An 18,248-nucleotide genomic window follows, 5' to 3' on the forward strand; every position below is an offset into this window, starting at 1 on the left:
GACGCGTGCGGCGGAAGTCCGTCGTGCACCCATCGTAACTCGCACCGGTCGGGAAACCCAGGCCGGGCACCCGAACGGACACCGTTCGCACAGGCAGCACCCCCGGACTGCCGTTGCAGCCGGGGGGTGCGCGTGCCGGTCGCGGGTCAGGCGCGACCGGGTCAGTAGGCGCCTCGGGAGCGCAGCACGGACGGGATGGTCCGGGCGAGGATGACGACGTCGTGGACGAAGGACCAGTTCTCGACGTAGTGCAGGTCGAGCCGGACACCGTCGGCCCAGTCGAGGTCCGAGCGGCCGCTCACCTGCCAGAGCCCGGTGATGCCCGGGGTCACGAGCAGCCGGCGGTCAGCGAAGTCCTCGTACAGGGCGACCTCGCGCGGGAGGGCGGGTCGGGGGCCCACCAGGCTCATCGAACCGGTCAGGACGTTCCACAGCTGCGGCAGCTCGTCGAGGGACGTCCGACGCAGGAACGCACCGACCCGGGTGATGCGCGGGTCGTGCTTCATCTTGAAGAGCGGCCCCGCGCCCTCGTTCTCCTGCTCGAGCGCGGCCATCCGGGCTTCGGCGTCGACACACATCGTCCGGAACTTGAGGATCGGGAACTCCCGCCCGTCGCGCCCCACGCGGGTCTGGCGGAAGAACACGGGGCCTCGGTCATCCGCGCGGATGACCAGGGCGATGACGGCGAACACCGGCGCGAGGAGCAGCAGACCGATGCCGGCACCGAGGACGTCGAGCGTCCGCTTGCCGATCCGCCGCCGGTAGTCGGGCGTCTCGACGTGCATGAGCGGCAGGCCGTCGACGGGTCGCTCGTGCACCCGGCCGGCGGCGATGTCCGCCAGCGGCGAGGACACCACGAGTTCGACGCCGTGCGCTTCCAGTTGCCACCCGAGCCGCCGGAGTCGCTCGTGCCCGCCCCGGATCGCGCCGGCGACCACCACGGCGGCCACCGGTTCGCTCTGGGCCCGGTCGAGGACGGCGTCGACCCCGTCGATCACCGGGACGCTCGTGTCCCCGAGCGGCACCCGGGACCCGGCGCGGACGCAGTCGGAGATGACCGCCCGGACGCGGTACCCCGCCGCGGGGGTGGCCGCGATGCGCCGCCCGACGTAGGTCACGTCGTCGAGGTCGCCGACGAGTAGGACGTCCTGCAGCCCCTCGCCCCGGCAGCGACGTCGAGCGAGCACGGTCCGGACGGCCTTCCGACCGATCGCGAGGAGGAGCAGCCCGAGCGGGAACGCGATGGCGACGTAGCCACGGGCGAGGTCGACCTGGACGGCGTACGCGACCCCGGCCACCGTCGCGACGGTGACCAGACTCGCGGTGATGAGTCGCCGGAACTCGTCGCCGCCGACACCGACGATGCGTGGGTCGCGGCTGCGGGACACCGTGAGCAGGACCATCCAGGCCACGATCATCACGGGGGCGACCACGAACTCGGTCCACCCGGCAGCGCTCGAACCCGCCGGGAGCTCACCAGGGAACCGGACCACGTGGGCGACGGCGAACGCGACGAGCAACAACCCCAGGTCGAGCCCGGCCAGGCCGAAGCCCGTCGCACGACTGCGACGGGTCCGGCTACGGGTCGGACGCCCGACGACCTCGACGGAACGGGACACCGCGCTCAGCGGTCGCATCGCGAGTGACATCGGGAGCCCTCCTGTCGGCCACCGGCCGGGGAAGGACCGACCGGGTGCCGCCGTCATCCGGGACGACGGAACGGCACTCCAATCAGAATATCACGCTGGAGTTATGCATATCAATGGCCGAGCACGTCCGCGAGGGTCCACACGACGGGAGCCGCGGTGAGCGCCGGGATGTCCGCCTCGGTCACGCCGCGCAGTCGGTAGGCGACCCGCTCCCCCGGCAGCAGGGTCATGAACCCGCGGTCGACGGTGCCTCCGGGCGCGACCCGGTCTGGCTGGAAGAGGAGGTCACGCACGAGACCCTCCGCCTCGACGACGAGGTCGAGGCCGTCGCCGTCGGAGGCGGGAGTGAACGTGGTCCGGTACTGTGCCGGCTCCCAGCGCATGTCCGTGTCGGGCCCGGGAGTCCACACCGCCCGACGCCAGTCCATGTCCGCGACGACGAGCTCGTTCGTCGGGTCGTCCACCACGCCGACCGACTCCGGCAGTGCCACCACGGCGACACCGGCGGCGGAGAGGCGGACGGGCAGCGACGCCTCGGCGAGGACCGTCCCCGCGAGGGTGACCCGCCGCACGCGGACGACGCTGTCGTGCCCCGTGCGGGTCGAGCGGACGGCGACCTCGATGGGCGCGTTGCCGAACGCCCCGGGCGACACCCCGAGCGAGAGCGTGTCCGCCAGATCGCCCAGATCGGCCGTCTCACCGACGGAGGCCGACGTGGTCGGGCGATCCGCGCCTCCTGGCTGCCCCGACGGCTCGCCCGCAGAACCGGACGCGCCTGCCGGACCGGACCCGCCCGCCGGACCGGACCCGCCCGCCGGACCGGACGCGACCGCAGCCGCGACCGAGGACACCGGACGGATCGTCAGCAGCACGTCGTCGTAGAGCCGCCGCAGCTCGTGCGCCAGCGGCTTCAGCCGCCCGGCCGAGTCGATCGCCGACCACGACGAGACCGGCCAGAGGTCGTTCAGCTGCCACACGACGACGCCGGTGTTCCGAGGCCAGTGCGTCCGCCAGTGCTCGACGCCCGTCGCGATGGCGCGCGCCTGCTGCAGCTGCGTCAGGTAGTGCCACCGGTCGAACTCGGCCGGCGCCACGGAGCCGAACCGCGGCGCGAGGCCCCGCGCGAGCTTCCCCATGCCGTCCGCGGCCTTCTGGTGGTGGACGACCCCGGGCGAGTCCACCGCGAGCGGCGAGTCCCGCACCGCGTCGCGCAGCGTGCGCCACGCGGGCGGCGCCTGCCAGCCGAATTCCGAGACGAACCGCGGCACCGAGTCGCGGTAGGCGGTGTCCGGGAGCCGGTTCCAGACGTCCCACGAGTGGTGCGTCTCGTGGTCGACGTCGTTCGCGGGGAGCGACTCGGAGCCCGACCACGGCGAGGCGACCGTGTAGAAGCGCGAGGGGTCGACCGCGTCGACGATCGTCGGCAGGAGGTCGAGGTAGTAGTCCAGACCCCAGCCGCGGCCCTCGAGCGAGGCCTCCCAGCCGTCGACCTCGTGCAGCCAGATGTTCTCGTTGTTGCCGTTCCAGAGCACGAGCGAGGGGTGCCGTGCGAGCCGGGCGACGTTGTCCCGGGCCTCGGCGATGACCTCGCTGCGGATCGGCTCGCCCTCGGGGTAGGCCGAGCAGGCGAACGGGAAGTCCTGCCAGACGAGCAGTCCGAGCTCGTCGCAGACCTCGTAGAAGTCGTTCGACTCGTAGACCCCGCCGCCCCAGACGCGCACGAGGTTGACGTTGAGGTCGGCTGCCGCGCGCAGACGGTCCTCGACCCGGTCGCGCGACACCCGCGAGACGATGACGTCGTCCGGGATCCAGTTCACGCCGCGGACGTCGATGAGCGTGCCGTTGACGTGCACGTTGAACGGCTTGCCGATGCTGTCGGACGTCGTCTCGATGCGCGTCGAGCGGAAACCGGTGCGGAACGTCGAGCGGTCGAGGACCTCGCCGTCGACCGTCTGCAGCTCGACCACGACGTCGTACAGGTCCTGCGCGCCGTAGCCACGCGGCCACCACCGCTGGACCTCCGGCACCCGCACGGTGACGACGGTCTCGTCGTCGCGCGGGGTCAGCTGCGCGCGGGAGCGCTGGCGGGTGGTGCCGCCCTCGGCCGTCGCTCCGCTGACCGTCACGACGAGCACGAGGTCGTCGTCCTCGCCGTCCTGGTCGAGGTCGTTCAGCCCGGAGCGCTCGACGGTGATGTGCGCGTCCAGCACGCCCTCGCCCGCCTCGACGTCGACCAGTGGCCGGACGTCGCGCAGCCTGGCGGTCGACCAGCGCTCGATCGCGACCGGTCGCCACGGGCCGCTCGTGACCGCCGTCAGCCCCCAGTCCCACCCGAAGTTCGATGCCATCTTGCGGATGTACGGGAACGGTTCGTCGTACGGACCGGGCATGCTGCCGGCCTTCGCCGCGACGCGTCCGGCCTCGCGGTAGGGCGACTCGAACAGGAGCTCGAGCGTCTTCTCCCCGCGGCCGACGCCGCCGGTGCTGTCCCGGGCGTCGAACCGGTAGCGGCGGTGCATGTTCCGCGTCGTCCCCACCACCACGCCGTCGAGGCTGAGCTCGGCGACGGTGTCGAGCCCGTCGCACACGAGGTCCACGCGCTCGAAGCCCCGCGGGTCGACGTCGACGGTGCGCTGGTAGGACCAGTCGGCCCGGCCGACCCACTTGGCGCCGTCCTCGTTGCGGTCGAACGTGGGGTCCGCCAGCAGCCCCTCGCGCTCGAGGTCGGTGTGGACCTGCCCCGGCACGGTGGCGCCGATGGTCCGGCCCACGACGTCGGCCGGCGCGCCTGCTGGCGGCGCCTCACCCGCCATGGTCACGGTCCAGCCGTCGCGGAGTTCCTCGCGTTCGAGGGTCATGCGGGTCCTTCTCTTCGGCGGACGGGTTGGTGTCCGCTGCGGTCGGGACGCCGGCCGGGGGCCCGCCTCGTGGCCGGGTTCTCGGCCGGGAGGCGCGGCACCGGTTGCCCGGGCGTCGTCGCGTCGCGCGCGCGGAACGCTGGTGCGGTCGCGCGTCGGGGTGCTCGGCGATGCTAGTACGGCGACCTTGCAGGACTGCGAGTGGCAGGCTGGAAGACGTGATCAGTGTTGCACTCGCCACCGCCCTGCGCGACGCCGGCCTGCGGTGGCACCCGACGACCGGTGACCGGTTCGTGATCGACAAGCCGGGTGTCGACGACGACGTCTACACGGTGTCCGAGATGACCGTGGAGCGGCACGACTACCCCTCGGGGACGGTGCTCGGCTTCAACGGGACGACCGAGTGGGCGCTCGACTCGGTCGACGCCGCGGAGTCCCTCTGGCTCCCGCGCGAGGACCAGCTGCGTGAACTGCTCGGGCCGGCGTTCGTGTCCCTGTCGGCGGGGTCCACGGTGGTGGCGACGGTCGACGGCGCTGATCGTTCGTTCACGTCCGACGACGCGGCAGAGGCGTACGGGCTGGCGCTGCAGGCGTACATCACGGCGGCGCTGGCGTAGCGGGGTACGTCGGGCGGCGACGGCTCGCCCGGGCTGAACGTTGCCGGAATGCCTGCTGGGTGCCCTTTGGTTGACTCGGACCATGACCGTTCCGAACATCACCCTGAACGACGGCAAGACCATCCCGCAGCTCGGCTTCGGCGTCTTCCAGATCGACCCCTCCGAGACGAAGGAAGCGACGCTCGCGGCGCTCGAGGTCGGCTACCGCCACATCGACACCGCTGAGATGTACGGCAACGAGAAGGAGGTCGGCGAGGCCATCGAGGCCTCGGGCATCCCGCGCGAGGAGATCTTCGTCACGTCGAAGCTCAACAACGGCTTCCACGACCCCGAGGCAGCGCTGGAGAACGGCAAGAAGTCGGCCGACCTGCTCGGCGGCTACACCGACCTCTTCCTCATCCACTGGCCGCTGCCCACCGTGTCGGACTTCGTGCCGACGTGGAAGGCGATGGAGGAGCTCTACCGCGGCGGCACCGCCCGCTCGATCGGCGTGAGCAACTTCCAGGCCCACCACCTCAACCGCCTCGCCGCCGAGACCACGATCACCCCGGCCGTGAACCAGATCGAGGTGCACCCGTACCTCACGCAGGACGAGCTCCGCGCCTACGACCGCGAGCACGGCATCGCGACCGAGGCCTGGTCGCCCATCGCGCAGGGCCTCGTGCTCGACGACGAGACGATCACCCGCATCGCCGGCAACGTCGGCAAGTCCGCGGCGCAGGTCGTCCTCCGCTGGCACATCCAGCGCGGTGACATCGTCTTCCCGAAGTCGGTCACCCGCGCCCGCGTCGAGGAGAACTTCACGATCTTCGACTTCGAGCTCTCCGACGAGGACATGACGGCGATCTCGTCGCTCGACAAGGGGCACCGCACCGGTCCGGACCCGGACACGTTCGACTACGTCCCGGCCTGATCCGGACACGCAGAAGGCCCCCGCGTTAGCGGGGGCCTTCTGCGTGTGTGCCGAGCTACTCGCCCTGCTTCTCGATGATGTTCTGGGCGCCGCGGTCGTCGACCTTCGACGGCGCCGCACCGGAGTAGAGGACGTCGTTGGCGTTGCCCGACAGCACGACCCTGTCGGCGGTCCCGACGGTGATCCGGGAGATCGCGCTCTCGACGATCAGTTCCTCGACATCGCCGAGGTGCACGATCGAGTCGTTGCCCGACACCGTCACCTTGGCGCAGGCGCCGTCCACGGTGACCTCCGCCCCGGACTGGTCCACGACGGCAGCTCCCTCGGCGCACGTGACGGTCTTCTTCGTCTCCGGCACGCGCACCTCGGCGTCGCGGAGCACCGAGGTCTTCGCGGAGGCCGACGCCGAGGACTCGGATCCGGCCGCTGACGACGACTTCCGCTCGTCCGTGGCGGAGCAGCCGGCGAGCACGACCACGAGCGCGACGGCGGCAAGAGTGGGAGCAAGGATTCGGGACGTGCGCATGACGGCGCCTTTCGTTCGGGATGGGGCTCTGTCGGAAGTGATGGGGTGGGAGGGCCCGACCGGTCGTCGGGCCCTCCCGGTGCAGCGCATGGGCTGCGGTGTGGTGTTACTGGGCGTTGCGGTCGACCGTGAAGTTGGCCGACACGGTCGAGGTCTTGCCCGACGCGGTGGTCTGCTTCACCTCGAGACCCCTGTACTCGCCGCCCCGCTTGAGGTCGAAGTCAGCGGTGGCACGCCAGGTGCCGTCCTGCCCGACCGTGGTCGTGGCGACTTCGGTCCGCGACGAGGCGACCCGGATCTCCGCCCCCGGAGTGGCGGTCCCGACGAACGTGGGACGCAGCACCATCACCTGCTCGTCCTGGGCCGGCGCCGAGAGCGTCAACTGCCGGAAGGACTCGTTCGAGACGATGAAGTGCACGCGGATCGTGCCGACGAGCGTGCCGCGGATCGACTGGTCGACGTAGAGGTTGTACTCCCCCGGCGCCAGCGGCTTGTTCGGATCGGTCTTCGCGACCCACTGACCGTCCACCACCGTGCCCGAGGCGACCTCACGCGAGGACCCACGCACCGAGATCGTCGCGCCCTCGTGCCCGGTACCCCGGAACACCGGTGCGAGGGTGTCGAGGACCTCCCCTTCGCCCGGGCTGGTGACCGTGTGCGGCGTCACGATCGGGGTCACCGCACCGATCGTGAACCGGTGACGGATCGTGGACGTCAGCCCGCCCTTGCCGATTTGGTCGAAGTACAGGTCGTAGTCGCCCGTCCCCAGCTCCATCGTGGAGTTCGCCGACCAGGCGCCTTCCCCGTTCACCTTCGCGGACGCGACCTCGCGCGTCGAGCCTCGGACCACGACCTTCGAGCCGGCCTGCCCGGTCCCCCGCGAATGCGACCGCCCCCGGAGCGACCGTGCCGTCCTTCGCCGGCGTCGTCACGACCACCGGCGCAGCGGGCGCGCCGTAATTCAGGGTGAACGACTTCACGTCCTCCGGCGCACCCTCGATGACGACACTGAACGAGTTCGCGCCGGAGGTCGCCTTGTCGGGGTCGATCGGGATCTCGTACCCGTCGCCCTTCGCGACCGTCCGGCCGATCTCCTGTTCGATCGAGTTGCGCAGCACGACGCTCGATCCGGTCGGGGCGGCGCCGAACGCCGTCGCCGGCTTCGTCGGATCGGCCGCGTCGAAACGACCGTCGGCAGTGAGCTCGACCGTGCCCTCGCCCGGGTTGACCACGATGGTCTCGGTCTGGACGTTGCCGCCCTTCGACTTCTGCGTGACCTTCAGCTCATGCTCGTTCTCGTTGAGGTCCGCGGTCTTCAAGCTCCAGTTCTGAGTGTCACGGACCGTTGCGGGCCCACCCACGAGCCGGTCCCCTTCTCGCACCTCGACGACAGCGCCAGGCTCACCCTTGCCGCGCACATCGACCTGCCCGCCCGGGTGCAAGAACCCGTCCTCGGGACGCTCGATGAGAAGCTGCCTCCCGTAATCGACCGACACGGCAGTCTTGCTGGCCCGCTCGCCCTGGAGCGACTGGTACACATTGAGGTCGTACTTGCCACCCTTGTTCGGGGCAGGCAGTTCAACCGACCACGCACCCGAGATCGCGTTCGCCGGCTCCGAGGCAACGACCATCTGGTCGTCCTCGTTGAACACCTGTACGACCGCGCCAGGGTGCGCGGTCCCGGAAAGCGTGACGAGGTCATCACGATCCGTGCCGAACGCGTGGTCCACGACCAGGTCCGCGATCCTCAGCTCGACATGAAGGTCGTATTCCGCGGTGATTTCCTGGTTCTCGTACTGCAGCAGCTTCACCGGGTTCGACCCCAGCTCCAACTCGTCGAGACGGAAGTCCCACACGCCGTCATCGTTCACACGTGTCTGGTCCTCGAACTCGCCATCGCCCCACTGCAACACCACATCCGCAGCAGGGGCGGCGATTCCGCTGACAAGTGCCTCGCGCGCCGGAACGTCGATCGAGTCGACCGCCCCGTAAAAGCCGGAGAAGGGGGCAGCGAACTCTGTCTTCTGGCCTGACTCCGTGAACTCCGCCCAGGACGTGTTCCAGGGTACGAGCCAGCTGTTCGGGCGGTCGAGTGGCCGGGGGCCCGACGCATCCTCCACGAAGAACCGCTGCGCGGCATCAGAGGGATCGCAGGACACAAAATACGTGGCAGTGAGGCTGAGGCAGAGATCCGTTGCCTCCACTCGGAGCTGTTGCGCGAACGACCCGGCGGGGACACTGACCCGCACCGCCGCATCTCGAGCCTCATCAGCGGTGCTGAAGTGCCTGTAGGACAAGTCGCCACCCGACATGATGTATGCGACGTACGTACCACCGTACTTTCCGTACAGCGCACCGTAGGAAGACGAATGGGCGGGCTTGTCCGGATCGATGCCAGGAGTCCGTGTAAGGGCGGAGGCAGGTGCTGCCCCGAAGGACAGGCCGGAGGCGAGGGTCGCGACGGTGAGCACCGAAGCACCCAGACCCTTCGCGAACCGCTTCTTCTTGCTTGACATGGTGAAGGTCCCTTTCGAGGGGATCAGGCCGCGTGCTCTCGCTCGGAACGATCGGGTCGCCCGCGATCTGCGGTCATCGTGGTCGCGGGACACCCCGCTGCCATACCACAATATCAAACACCGGCGTGAAATACAACACTCATCATGGCAACAACTTGAGTCATTCGGACGCAACGTCCAGCTCCCAGAGTTGACGCGCCTCCAGTCCTGAGTAGAGTTGAGTCCATCGGACGCAAGTCCAACGACTTCAGCAGTACCCGCACCAACAGAAGGAGCACCCACACATGGGACGTGCAGTAGGCATCGACCTCGGAACCACCAACTCGGTCGTCAGCGTGCTCGAGGGCGGTGAGCCCACGGTCATCGCCAACGCCGAGGGCATGCGCACCACGCCGTCGATCGTCGCCTTCACCAAGGACGGCGAGGTACTGGTCGGCGAGACCGCCAAGCGCCAGGCCGTGACGAACGTGGACCGGACGATCGCGAGTGTCAAGCGCCACATCGGCACCGACTGGACGACGGACATCGACGGCAAGAAGTACACCCCGCAGGAGATCTCGGCCCGCATCCTGGGCAAGCTCAAGCGCGACGCCGAGCAGTACCTCGGTGAAGACGTCACCGACGCGGTCATCACCGTGCCGGCGTACTTCAACGACGCCGAGCGCCAGGCCACGAAGGACGCCGGTGAGATCGCCGGTCTCAACGTCCTCCGCATCATCAACGAGCCGACCGCCGCTGCTCTGGCGTACGGCCTCGACAAGGGCAAGGAAGACGAGCTCATCCTGGTCTTCGACCTCGGTGGCGGCACGTTCGACGTCTCCCTGCTCGAGGTGGGCAAGGACGACGACTTCTCCACGATCCAGGTCCGTGCGACCTCCGGTGACAACCGCCTCGGTGGTGACGACTGGGACCAGCGCATCGTCGACTACCTCGTGAAGAAGTTCAAGGACGAGCACGGCGTCGACCTCTCGACGGACAAGATCGCCAAGCAGCGCCTCAAGGAAGCCGCCGAGCAGGCGAAGAAGGAACTGTCGTCGCAGATGTCGGCGAGCATCCAGCTCCCGTACCTGACGCTGACGGCCGACGGTCCGCTCAACCTCGACGAGACCATCTCGCGCGCCCAGTTCGAGCAGATGACCTCCGACCTGCTCGACCGCACGAAGAAGCCGTTCAACGACGTCATCAAGGAAGCCGGTGTCTCCGTCAACGACATCGCGCACGTGGTGCTCGTCGGTGGCTCGACCCGCATGCCCGCCGTGGCCGAGGTCGTCAAGTCGCTGACCGGCGGCAAGTCCCCGAACCAGGGCGTCAACCCGGACGAGGTCGTGGCCGTCGGCGCCGCGTTGCAGGCCGGTGTCCTGAAGGGCGAGCGCAAGGACGTCCTCCTCATCGACGTCACGCCGCTGTCGCTCGGCATCGAGACCAAGGGCGGCCTGATGACGAAGCTCATCGACCGCAACACCGCGATCCCGACGAAGCGCAGCGAGACCTTCACGACCGCTGACGACAACCAGCCGTCGGTCGCGATCCAGGTCTTCCAGGGCGAGCGCGAGTTCACCCGCGACAACAAGCCGCTCGGCACCTTCGAGCTCACCGGCATCGCGCCGGCTCCCCGTGGCGTCCCGCAGGTCGAGGTCACCTTCGACATCGACGCGAACGGCATCGTGCACGTGTCCGCGAAGGACAAGGGCACCGGCAAGGAGCAGTCGATGGTCATCTCCGGCGGGTCGTCGCTGCCGAAGGAGGACATCGAGCGCATGGTCCGCGAAGCCGAGGAGCACGCGGCCGAGGACAAGGCCCGCCGTGAGGCCAACGAGCGTCGCAACCAGGCCGAGCAGCTCGTCTACTCGATCGAGAAGCTCATCAAGGAGAACGACGAGAAGCTCCCCGCGGACGTCAAGTCCGAGGTGCAGGCCGACGTCGACGCCCTCAAGTCCGCGCTCGCCGGCGAGGACGACGAGGCCGTGAAGACCGCCTTCGACAAGCTCAACGAGTCGCAGGGCAAGCTCGGCCAGGCCATCTACGCCCAGCAGGACGCAGGCGCCCCGGCCGGTGAGCAGCCCACCGCCGACCAGGCGGCACAGGACGAGGACATCGTCGACGCCGAGGTCGTGGACGACGAGGACGACAAGGACAAGAAATAACGATGACGGATCCCAAGGACAACGTGCCGAACGAGGACGAGCCCCAGGTCGAGGGCGACGCCACGAACGCGGCCGAGCCCGAGGACCTCATCGAGGCGGAGGGGCCCGACGTCGAAGTACCGACCGACGGCCCCGCCGCCGGGGGCCCGGCGGCGAACGACCTCTCCCCCGAGGACGAGGCACTCCTCGCCGACGCCGCCCGTGGCATCGCGGAGGACAAGCTCAGCACGGAGGACCGCGACCTGGTCGCCGAGATGCGTGCGGACATGCTCCGTGCGCAGGCCGAGCTGGTGAACTTCCGGAAGCGCGTCGAGCGCGACCGCGAGGCCAACCGCGAGGTCGCCATCGCCGAGGTCGTCCGGGCACTCCTGCCGGCGCTCGACGACCTCACCCGCGCCGAGGCGCACGGTGACCTCGCCGAGGGCCCCATGCAGGTCATCGGGCAGAAGATCCGCGGCGGCTTCGAGAAGTTCAAGCTCGTGCAGATCGGCGAGAAGGGTGAGTCCTTCGACCCGAACATCCACGAGGCGATCGTGCAGCTCCCGACACCGGGCGCCACCGGCCAGACCGTGGCGGACGTCGTCGAGCCGGGCTACAAGCTCGGTGAGCGCGTCCTCCGTGCGGCCAAGGTCGCGGTGGCGGTCCCGGCCTGAGCGCGGGGAGGAGGTAGGGATTCATGGCCAGTCAGGACTGGTTCGACAAGGACTTCTACAAGGTCCTCGGCGTCGACAAGACGGCGAGTGACGCTGAGCTGAAGAAGACCTACCGGAAGCTCGCGCGGCAGTACCACCCGGACTCCAACCCGGGTGACGCCGCCGCCGAGAACCGCTTCAAGGAGATCAGCGAGGCGTACTCGGTGCTCTCCGACAAGGAGCAGCGCCAGGAGTACGACCAGGTCCGCGCCATGGGCTCCGGCGCCCGCTTCACCGCGGGTGGCCCGGGCCAGGGCGGCGGCTTCGAGGACGTCTTCGGCGGCATGTTCGGTCAGGGCGGGGGCGGACAGCGTGTCCGCTTCGGCCAGGGCGGAGCAGGTGGCGCCGGTGGCTTCGAGGACATCCTCGGCGGGATGTTCGGCGGTGGCGGCGGCTTCGGCCAGACCACCGGCGGCTACCGCGGCTTCGGTGGGCCGACGAAGGGCCGCGACGTCACCGCGACGACGACCCTCGACTTCACCACCGCGATCGCCGGCGACACCGTCAAGCTCTCGCAGGGCAACGGCCGTCCGGTGAACGTCCGGATCCCCGCGGGGGTCGCGGACGGGCAGAAGATCCGGCTCCGTGGGCGCGGCGAATCCTCGCCCGACGGCGGGGAGGCCGGTGACCTCGTGGTCACCGTCACCGTCCGCAAGCACCCGGTGTTCGAGCGCGACGGGCAGAACCTGCGGCTGGACGTCCCCGTGACGTTCGTCGAGGCGGCACTCGGCGCGACGATCGAGGTCCCGACGCTCGGCGGCTCCACCGTCAAACTGAAGGTCGCGCCCGGCACGCCGTCGGGTCGCGTCCTGCGCGTCAAGGGCCGCGGCGTCGCCACCAAGAACGGGACGGGCGACCTGCTCGCGACCGTCCAGGTCGCGGTGCCGTCGCATCTGACGGACAAGCAGCGGGAAGCGGTCGAGGCCCTCGCCGAGGTCCTGCCCGACGAGGACCCCCGTGCGGACCTCCTCGCCAAGGCGCGCAGCTAGCGGCGCGCAACACCAGCAGTAGACCCGGCCTGGAGGCGCGGCGCGGCTCCGTCAGGAACGCGCGCCGTGCCTCCAGTCTGGTTTCCGGACCATGCGAACGACGGAAAGGAACACGCCATGACCGACATGGACGAGAACTCGCCCGTCTTCGCGATCGCGATGGCGGCGGAGCTCGCCGAGATGCACCCGCAGACGCTGCGACAGTACGACCGGCTCGGCCTGGTCGTGCCCGGCCGTACGCGCGGCGGGTCGCGCCGGTACTCGATGCGTGACGTCGCGCAGCTGCGCGAGATCGCGCGCCTCGGGTCCGAGGGTGTCTCGCTCGAGGGTATCCGCCGTGTCCTCGAGCTCGAGAACGAGAACCGCGCCCTGCGCGAGCGCGTCAGCGAGCTGGAGACGGCCCTCGCCGACCAGCTCATCAACCGGCCGGGCGCCCGCGTGTTCGCGGCGACCACCACCGGCGGAGCGGTGCCGCTCCGTGCCGGCATGCGGCCGCAGCGGAACACGCAGATCGTGCTCTACCGCGGGCCTCGCTGACCCGTCCGCACCGGGACCATCGGTACGCTGGCGCCGTGCCACCGGACTTCGCCGACTTCTTCCGCCGCCGCGACGACGACGCGCCGGACCTCATCGCGATCGACGGCACGGACCGCTTCATCCTCGACGAGGCTCCGCACGTGCACGGCGACGCGCTCCGGCAGCCCGGCGAGGTCGCCGTCGTCGACGACCGGTACGGCGTGCTGACCCTCGGGGCGATCACGGTGCACGGTGCGTCGGACGTCCGGGTCGTGCAGGACTCCCTCGTCGGGGTGCGTGCGCTCGAGGCCAATGCAGGCACCTTCGGACGCCGGGGCTTCCACCACCCCTCGTCGCTCGAGCAGGCGTTCCGCGACGTCCGGCTCGTGCTGCTCCGGCTGTCGAAGTCGAACGACCGGCTCGACGAGCTCGCCCGCGCCGTCGCCCGGTTCGCCGCGCCCGACGTCGTGCTGCTGTGCGGCGGGGTGTCGAAGCACATGAACCTCTCGCAGAACGACGTCCTGCGCCGGTACTTCGGCGAGGTGACGGCGTCCCGCGGCCGTGGGAAGTCGCGGCTGCTGATCGCGCAGGACCCGCTCCGCGCCCAGGCGACCCGGGCGGACGCGACGAACCCGTGGCCGCGGTCGGTGCACGTCGACGACCTCGGGATGACGCTCGTGGCCCACGGCGGGGTGTTCGCCGGGACCTCGCTCGACCAGGGCACCCGGGTGCTGCTCGACGCGATGGACGATGCGGTGCCCGGCGCTCGGACCGCCGTCGACCTCGGCTGCGGGAACGGGGTGATCGCCACCGCACTCGCGCGGCGTCGACCGGGCATCCGGGTGATCGCCACGGACGTGTCGCAGATCGCCGTGGCATCGACGATCGCCACGGCCGAGGCCAACGGCGTGGCGGACCGGGTGCTCGTCGTCCGGAGCGACGCCGGCGACGAACTCGACGAGGGCTCCGCGCAGCTCGTCCTCTGCAACCCGCCGTTCCACGCGGACACGACCGTGACCACGGACGCGGCCGAGGCGATGTTCCGGAACGCGGCCACGATCCTCCAGTCCGGCGGGGAGCTCTGGTGCGTCTGGAACTCCCACCTGCGGTACCGGCCGGTGCTGGAGCGGTTCGTGGGGGAGACGCGGCAGGTGGTGCGGACGCCGAAGTTCACGGTGACGGCGTCGCGGCGAGCGTGACCGTCCTCACCGTGCGGCCTGGACCACCTCGCCGATCGGTGTCACCATCGCACGCGCCCACTCCCGCGTGAGGTGGCCGTGATCCCGGTACATCAGCGTGTCCCCCGAGATGACACCGCACCGTGACGCTGAGCAGAACCAGTCGTTCAGGTCGGCGTAGGTGTGGCCCGCCGATTCGGCGGTCTCGCGCTCCATGGCAGCCCATGCGTCGTCGAGGCCCTCAGATCGGTCGATCGCGCAGGCGTCGGCGTTCTCGAGGTTCGCCGAGAGACATCGCGGTACGGACTCGGCGAACTCGGGCGTGTCACGGAGGACACTCACCCGCGAGTCGCGAGGAAGCGCTGCGAGCGTCCGGGCGAGCCCCTCGCGCCACTGCGTAGCCCGGTCCTCGGCGTGCACGAGGTCGAGGTGGGCCGATCCGGTGACGAGGACGACATCGGGCTGCTCCGCTCGCAACCGGTCCAGGACCTTGCCCCGCCAGGTGTCGCACTCGACGGAGTGCCGGCCCATCGCTCGCACGGGCACGTCGACCATCGTGCAGGCGTTCTTGGTGAATGCGAGGACACGCATCCCGGCCGTCCTGGCTGCGAGCGCCTCGACGGCGGGCACCCAGTGTGCTGCGTGCGAATCCCCGACGATCGCGACCGTCATCGAGCCGGACGGATCACCCAACACGCACGTGTTCACCGACGTGTCACGGGCACCCACGTTGTGACACCGGACGCTGCGCGGTGCGGAGTCCGCCCCGGTCGCGGCGTCGAGTCGCGGGCGCACGTTCTCGGGGACGAACGGTGTGAAGAGCGGCTCCGGTACCGGGACGGTCTGCGCGGCGGTCCGCTGGCTCGTGAGGACGGGCTGCGGGATGACCGCGTTCCCGGCGAGGACCACGGCGATCGCGGTCACGGTCGAAGCCACCCCCGCGAGCACGGCCCGTCCGTCCGTGCGCCCAGCTGCCCGGAACGGGTGCTCGACGAAGCGCGTCGTGACGTGTGCGAGCACGACCGCGACCGCCAGTGCGGCACAGCGTGCCCAGAGCGGCAGGGGCGTCGCGAGCCCGATCGCGGCCTGCGGGATCACCAGGAGCGGCCAGTGCCAGAGGTAGAGCGAGAAGGAGACGCCGCCGACGTACTGCAGCGGGCGCAGGCCGAGGAGGCATCCGGGACCGGCGACGTGTCGCGACGCCCCGGCCCACACGAGCGCAGCCGTGGCGAGGACCGGCAGCAGGATGGCGGCCCCTGGGTAGGACGTGCGCGCATCGAACCCGAGCGCCGCGGTCAGGATCCCCGCGAGCCCGAGCCACCCGACGATCGGCGTCCAGCGTCCTCGGAGAACGGCGCCGCGGTGCACCGCGATGGCGACGACACCACCCAGCCCGAGCTCCCACGCGCGAGACGGCAATGAGAAGAACGCCCACGGTTGGGCGTACGAAGTCAGGACGATCCCGAGTGTCAGGGAGACCACGACCGCGACCGCGAGCGTGGTCGTGATGACCGCGAAGCGTTGCCGGACGGGCAACCGACGGGCGAGCCACCAGACGCTGGCGAGCATCATCGGCCAGAGCAGGTAGAACTGCTCTTCGACCCCGAGGGACCAGAAGTGCTGGAACGGCGACGGTGCGCCGCCGGTGAGGTAGTCGGTGCCCTCGGCGGCGAAGTAGAGGTTCGGGATCGAGAGCAGTGCTGCGATCCCGGCCTCGACGAGCTGCTGTCGCACGAGTGGAGGCATCAGGACTGCCGCACCGGCGAGGGTCACGAGTGCAACGAGGAGCGCCGACGGGAGGATCCGGCGAACCCGTCGAGCCCAGAACCCGAGGAGATCGATGCGTCCGCGAGTGCTCAGCTCACGGATCAGGTGCCCGGTGATGAGGAACCCGGAGATCACGAAGAAGACGTCCACCCCGACGAAGCCGCCGGTGACACCGAGGTGCGCGTGCTCGAGGAGCACGAGCGCCACCGCGATGGCCCGGAGGCCCTGGATGTCCGGGCGGAACGTCGGGGAGGTGCGTGTCATGGCTGCTCCGATCTCGTGGTCACCGTAATACTACCATGTGATATATTTAACGAGCGGCGTCAGGGCCGCTCGACATCGATCGGAGGCACCGTGGAGACCACGAACCTGCTCAAGGCCTTCCGCAAGGGCTGGCTGCTCATCCTCATCGGCGCACTCCTCGGCGCGGGTGGAGGGTTCGCCGCCGCGGTGCTGGCAACGCCGGAGTACTCAGCGACGACCAAACTGTTCGTCTCCGTGCGAACCTCGGACGCGGCGTCAGCGACCGACGTCTCGCAGGGCAACTCCGCGGCCCAGCAGAAGGTGCGCTCCTACGCAGACGTCGTCCTGACGGAGAGCATCCTGCAACCCGTCATCGAGGAACTCGCGCTGGACACCACGCCGGCCAGACTCGCTCGACGGGTGCAGCCCACCATCAACACCAACACCGTCGTCATCTCCATCGCGGTCAGCGACGAGTCGGCGGCCCGGTCAGCACAGATCGCGAACAGCATCGGCCGCAGCTTCGTCCGGGTGGTGGAGCGGTTGGAGAAGCCGAGCGCGGACTCCGCGAGCCTCGTGCGCGCGTCGACCGTCCAGAGCGCGGTCGTGCCATCAGCTCCGTCATCTCCGAACAGGACGCTGAACATGGTCGTCGGACTCGCGGCCGGGGCCTTCCTGGGGTTCGCTGCGGCGCTGCTCCGGGGACTCGTCGACACGCGCATCCACGGTCCCCGCGACGTCGCCGCGGCCACGGACGCCCCACTGCTGGCGACACTCGGCTTCGACTCCGAGGCCAAGCGTCAGCCCCTCGTCGTGTCCACGAAGGGGCGCAGCCCTCTCGCCGAGGCGTACCGCCTCCTCCGGACCAACCTGCAGTTCGTCGACCTCGGCGCCGGCAACGGCAGCTTCGTCGTCACGTCGGCGATGCCGAGCGAGGGCAAGACCACGTCGACCGCGAATCTCGCGATCGCTCTCGCCGAGACCGGCGCGCGCGTCGTCCTCATCGACGCCGACCTCCGGCGCCCCCGTGTCGCCGAGGTGATGGGGCTGGAGAACTCCGCCGGCCTCACCGACCTGCTCATCGGCCGTGCCGAACTCGACGACGTGGTGCAGCCCTGGGGACACACCAAGCTCGACGTCCTGCCCGCGGGACTGGTCCCGCCGAATCCGAGCGAGCTGCTCGGTTCGACGGCGATGCAGGCGCTGCTCGAGCTCTTGACCGCCCAGTACGACCACGTCCTGCTCGACGCTCCACCGATCCTGCCGGTCACGGACGCCGCTGTGCTCGCCACGATGACCTCCGGCGCGGTCGTGGTGACGTCCGCTCGGAGCAGCAGGACGCCGCAGCTCCGTGCTGCCGTCGACCGGCTCGAGCGGGTCGGGGCAACGGTGCTCGGCGTCGTGGTCAGCATGGCCGCGTTCCGTCGACGCCAGCGGTACGGCGGTGCGTACAGCAGCGCGTACGGCACCTACTACGGCGGTCAGGAGACGGTCGACCTCTCAGCTGCCACGCCGAAGCGCGGTCGCCGGCTGCGCGACGAAGACTCCGCGACCTTCCCTGTCGCACCGGCGACGCCCGCACGTCCACAGCGCGGAACGACTCCCTGATCAGAGGCGAGCGCCCGCGTCGACATCCTCAG

Annotated in this window: 14 protein-coding genes; 8 read left to right on the forward strand and 6 right to left on the reverse strand. The window is 70.0% G+C overall.

Translation table 11 applies throughout. The features are described from left to right. Positions 1-161: 161 nt before the first annotated feature. Both ACEN8D_RS08990 and ACEN8D_RS08995 read right to left on the reverse strand, forming a co-directional pair. On the reverse strand, positions 162-1,649 hold the full coding sequence (locus tag ACEN8D_RS08990) for a sugar transferase (protein ID WP_309778283.1): 1,488 nt from the start codon (positions 1,647-1,649) through the stop codon (positions 162-164). Between the two features lie 110 nt (positions 1,650-1,759). Continuing rightward, on the reverse strand, positions 1,760-4,507 hold the full coding sequence (locus tag ACEN8D_RS08995) for a glycoside hydrolase family 2 protein (RefSeq protein ID WP_413398861.1): 2,748 nt from the start codon (positions 4,505-4,507) through the stop codon (positions 1,760-1,762). 218 nt (positions 4,508-4,725) lie between these two features. Here ACEN8D_RS08995 and ACEN8D_RS09000 point away from each other — a divergent pair, with 218 nt between their 5' ends. Beyond that, the gene (locus ACEN8D_RS09000) at positions 4,726-5,124 is read left to right on the forward strand and encodes a pilus assembly protein CpaE (protein ID WP_413398860.1); all 399 of its coding nucleotides are present in this window, start codon (positions 4,726-4,728) and stop codon (positions 5,122-5,124) included. Positions 5,125-5,206: 82 nt separating this feature from the next. After that, positions 5,207-6,037: an aldo/keto reductase gene (locus ACEN8D_RS09005; RefSeq protein ID WP_309778277.1), complete on the forward strand. Its 831-nt coding sequence runs from the start codon at positions 5,207-5,209 to the stop codon at positions 6,035-6,037. A gap of 55 nt (positions 6,038-6,092) precedes the next feature. Here the strand turns inward: ACEN8D_RS09005 and ACEN8D_RS09010 are convergent, their stop codons facing one another. The 3 genes from ACEN8D_RS09010 to ACEN8D_RS09020 form a co-directional block, all read right to left on the reverse strand. Then, entirely contained in the window at positions 6,093-6,563 is a 471-nt protein-coding gene (locus tag ACEN8D_RS09010) for a DUF3060 domain-containing protein (protein WP_309778275.1), read from the reverse strand. A gap of 106 nt (positions 6,564-6,669) precedes the next feature. Then, positions 6,670-7,170 carry an Ig-like domain-containing protein gene (locus tag ACEN8D_RS09015; protein ID WP_413399446.1) on the reverse strand — a complete coding sequence of 167 codons (501 nt, stop codon included), beginning with the start codon at positions 7,168-7,170 and terminating at the stop codon, positions 6,670-6,672. Further along, positions 7,112-9,079 (reverse strand): Ig-like domain-containing protein, encoded by a 1,968-nt coding sequence (locus tag ACEN8D_RS09020; protein WP_413399445.1) that lies wholly within the window; start codon positions 9,077-9,079, stop codon positions 7,112-7,114. The genes ACEN8D_RS09015 and ACEN8D_RS09020 overlap by 59 nt, the downstream gene beginning before the upstream one ends. A gap of 284 nt (positions 9,080-9,363) precedes the next feature. On the opposite strand from ACEN8D_RS09020, the gene dnaK reads away from it, so the two are divergent. From dnaK to ACEN8D_RS09045, 5 genes are all read left to right on the forward strand, one after another. Next, entirely contained in the window at positions 9,364-11,223 is a 1,860-nt protein-coding gene (gene dnaK / locus ACEN8D_RS09025) for a molecular chaperone DnaK (RefSeq protein WP_413399444.1), read from the forward strand. 2 nt (positions 11,224-11,225) lie between these two features. After that, positions 11,226-11,876, forward strand: a complete 651-nt coding sequence (locus ACEN8D_RS09030) for a nucleotide exchange factor GrpE (protein WP_309778273.1) — start codon at positions 11,226-11,228, stop codon at positions 11,874-11,876. Between the two features lie 23 nt (positions 11,877-11,899). Continuing rightward, complete coding sequence (locus ACEN8D_RS09035; protein WP_309778271.1) at positions 11,900-12,904, forward strand: DnaJ C-terminal domain-containing protein; 1,005 nt, start codon at positions 11,900-11,902, stop codon at positions 12,902-12,904. Positions 12,905-13,030: 126 nt separating this feature from the next. Beyond that, the gene (locus ACEN8D_RS09040) at positions 13,031-13,441 is read left to right on the forward strand and encodes a heat shock protein transcriptional repressor HspR (RefSeq protein ID WP_309780405.1); all 411 of its coding nucleotides are present in this window, start codon (positions 13,031-13,033) and stop codon (positions 13,439-13,441) included. Positions 13,442-13,476: 35 nt separating this feature from the next. Continuing rightward, positions 13,477-14,619: a class I SAM-dependent methyltransferase gene (locus ACEN8D_RS09045; RefSeq protein ID WP_309778270.1), complete on the forward strand. Its 1,143-nt coding sequence runs from the start codon at positions 13,477-13,479 to the stop codon at positions 14,617-14,619. 6 nt (positions 14,620-14,625) lie between these two features. Here the strand turns inward: ACEN8D_RS09045 and ACEN8D_RS09050 are convergent, their stop codons facing one another. Beyond that, on the reverse strand, positions 14,626-16,629 hold the full coding sequence (locus tag ACEN8D_RS09050) for an acyltransferase family protein (RefSeq protein ID WP_309778269.1): 2,004 nt from the start codon (positions 16,627-16,629) through the stop codon (positions 14,626-14,628). 90 nt (positions 16,630-16,719) lie between these two features. Here ACEN8D_RS09050 and ACEN8D_RS09055 point away from each other — a divergent pair, with 90 nt between their 5' ends. Continuing rightward, positions 16,720-18,216: a tyrosine-protein kinase domain-containing protein gene (locus tag ACEN8D_RS09055; protein WP_309778267.1), complete on the forward strand. Its 1,497-nt coding sequence runs from the start codon at positions 16,720-16,722 to the stop codon at positions 18,214-18,216. The last annotated feature ends 32 nt before the right edge of the window (positions 18,217-18,248 follow it).

The organism is Curtobacterium sp. Curtsp22, from assembly GCF_059492135.1.

Bases quoted from the DNA above. Each gene is read 5' to 3' on its own strand.
- ACEN8D_RS09035 (WP_309778271.1), top strand. From the start codon at position 11,900: ATGGCCAGTCAGGACTGGTTCGACAAGGACTTCTACAAGGTCCTCGGC.
- ACEN8D_RS09010 (WP_309778275.1), bottom strand. From the start codon at position 6,563: ATGCGCACGTCCCGAATCCTTGCTCCCACTCTTGCCGCCGTCGCGCTC.
- ACEN8D_RS08990 (WP_309778283.1), bottom strand. From the start codon at position 1,649: ATGTCACTCGCGATGCGACCGCTGAGCGCGGTGTCCCGTTCCGTCGAG.
- ACEN8D_RS09040 (WP_309780405.1), top strand. From the start codon at position 13,031: ATGGACGAGAACTCGCCCGTCTTCGCGATCGCGATGGCGGCGGAGCTC.
- ACEN8D_RS09020 (WP_413399445.1), bottom strand. From the start codon at position 9,079: ATGTCAAGCAAGAAGAAGCGGTTCGCGAAGGGTCTGGGTGCTTCGGTG.
- dnaK (WP_413399444.1), top strand. From the start codon at position 9,364: ATGGGACGTGCAGTAGGCATCGACCTCGGAACCACCAACTCGGTCGTC.
- ACEN8D_RS09050 (WP_309778269.1), bottom strand. From the start codon at position 16,629: ATGACACGCACCTCCCCGACGTTCCGCCCGGACATCCAGGGCCTCCGG.
- ACEN8D_RS09030 (WP_309778273.1), top strand. From the start codon at position 11,226: ATGACGGATCCCAAGGACAACGTGCCGAACGAGGACGAGCCCCAGGTC.
- ACEN8D_RS08995 (WP_413398861.1), bottom strand. From the start codon at position 4,507: ATGACCCTCGAACGCGAGGAACTCCGCGACGGCTGGACCGTGACCATG.
- ACEN8D_RS09005 (WP_309778277.1), top strand. From the start codon at position 5,207: ATGACCGTTCCGAACATCACCCTGAACGACGGCAAGACCATCCCGCAG.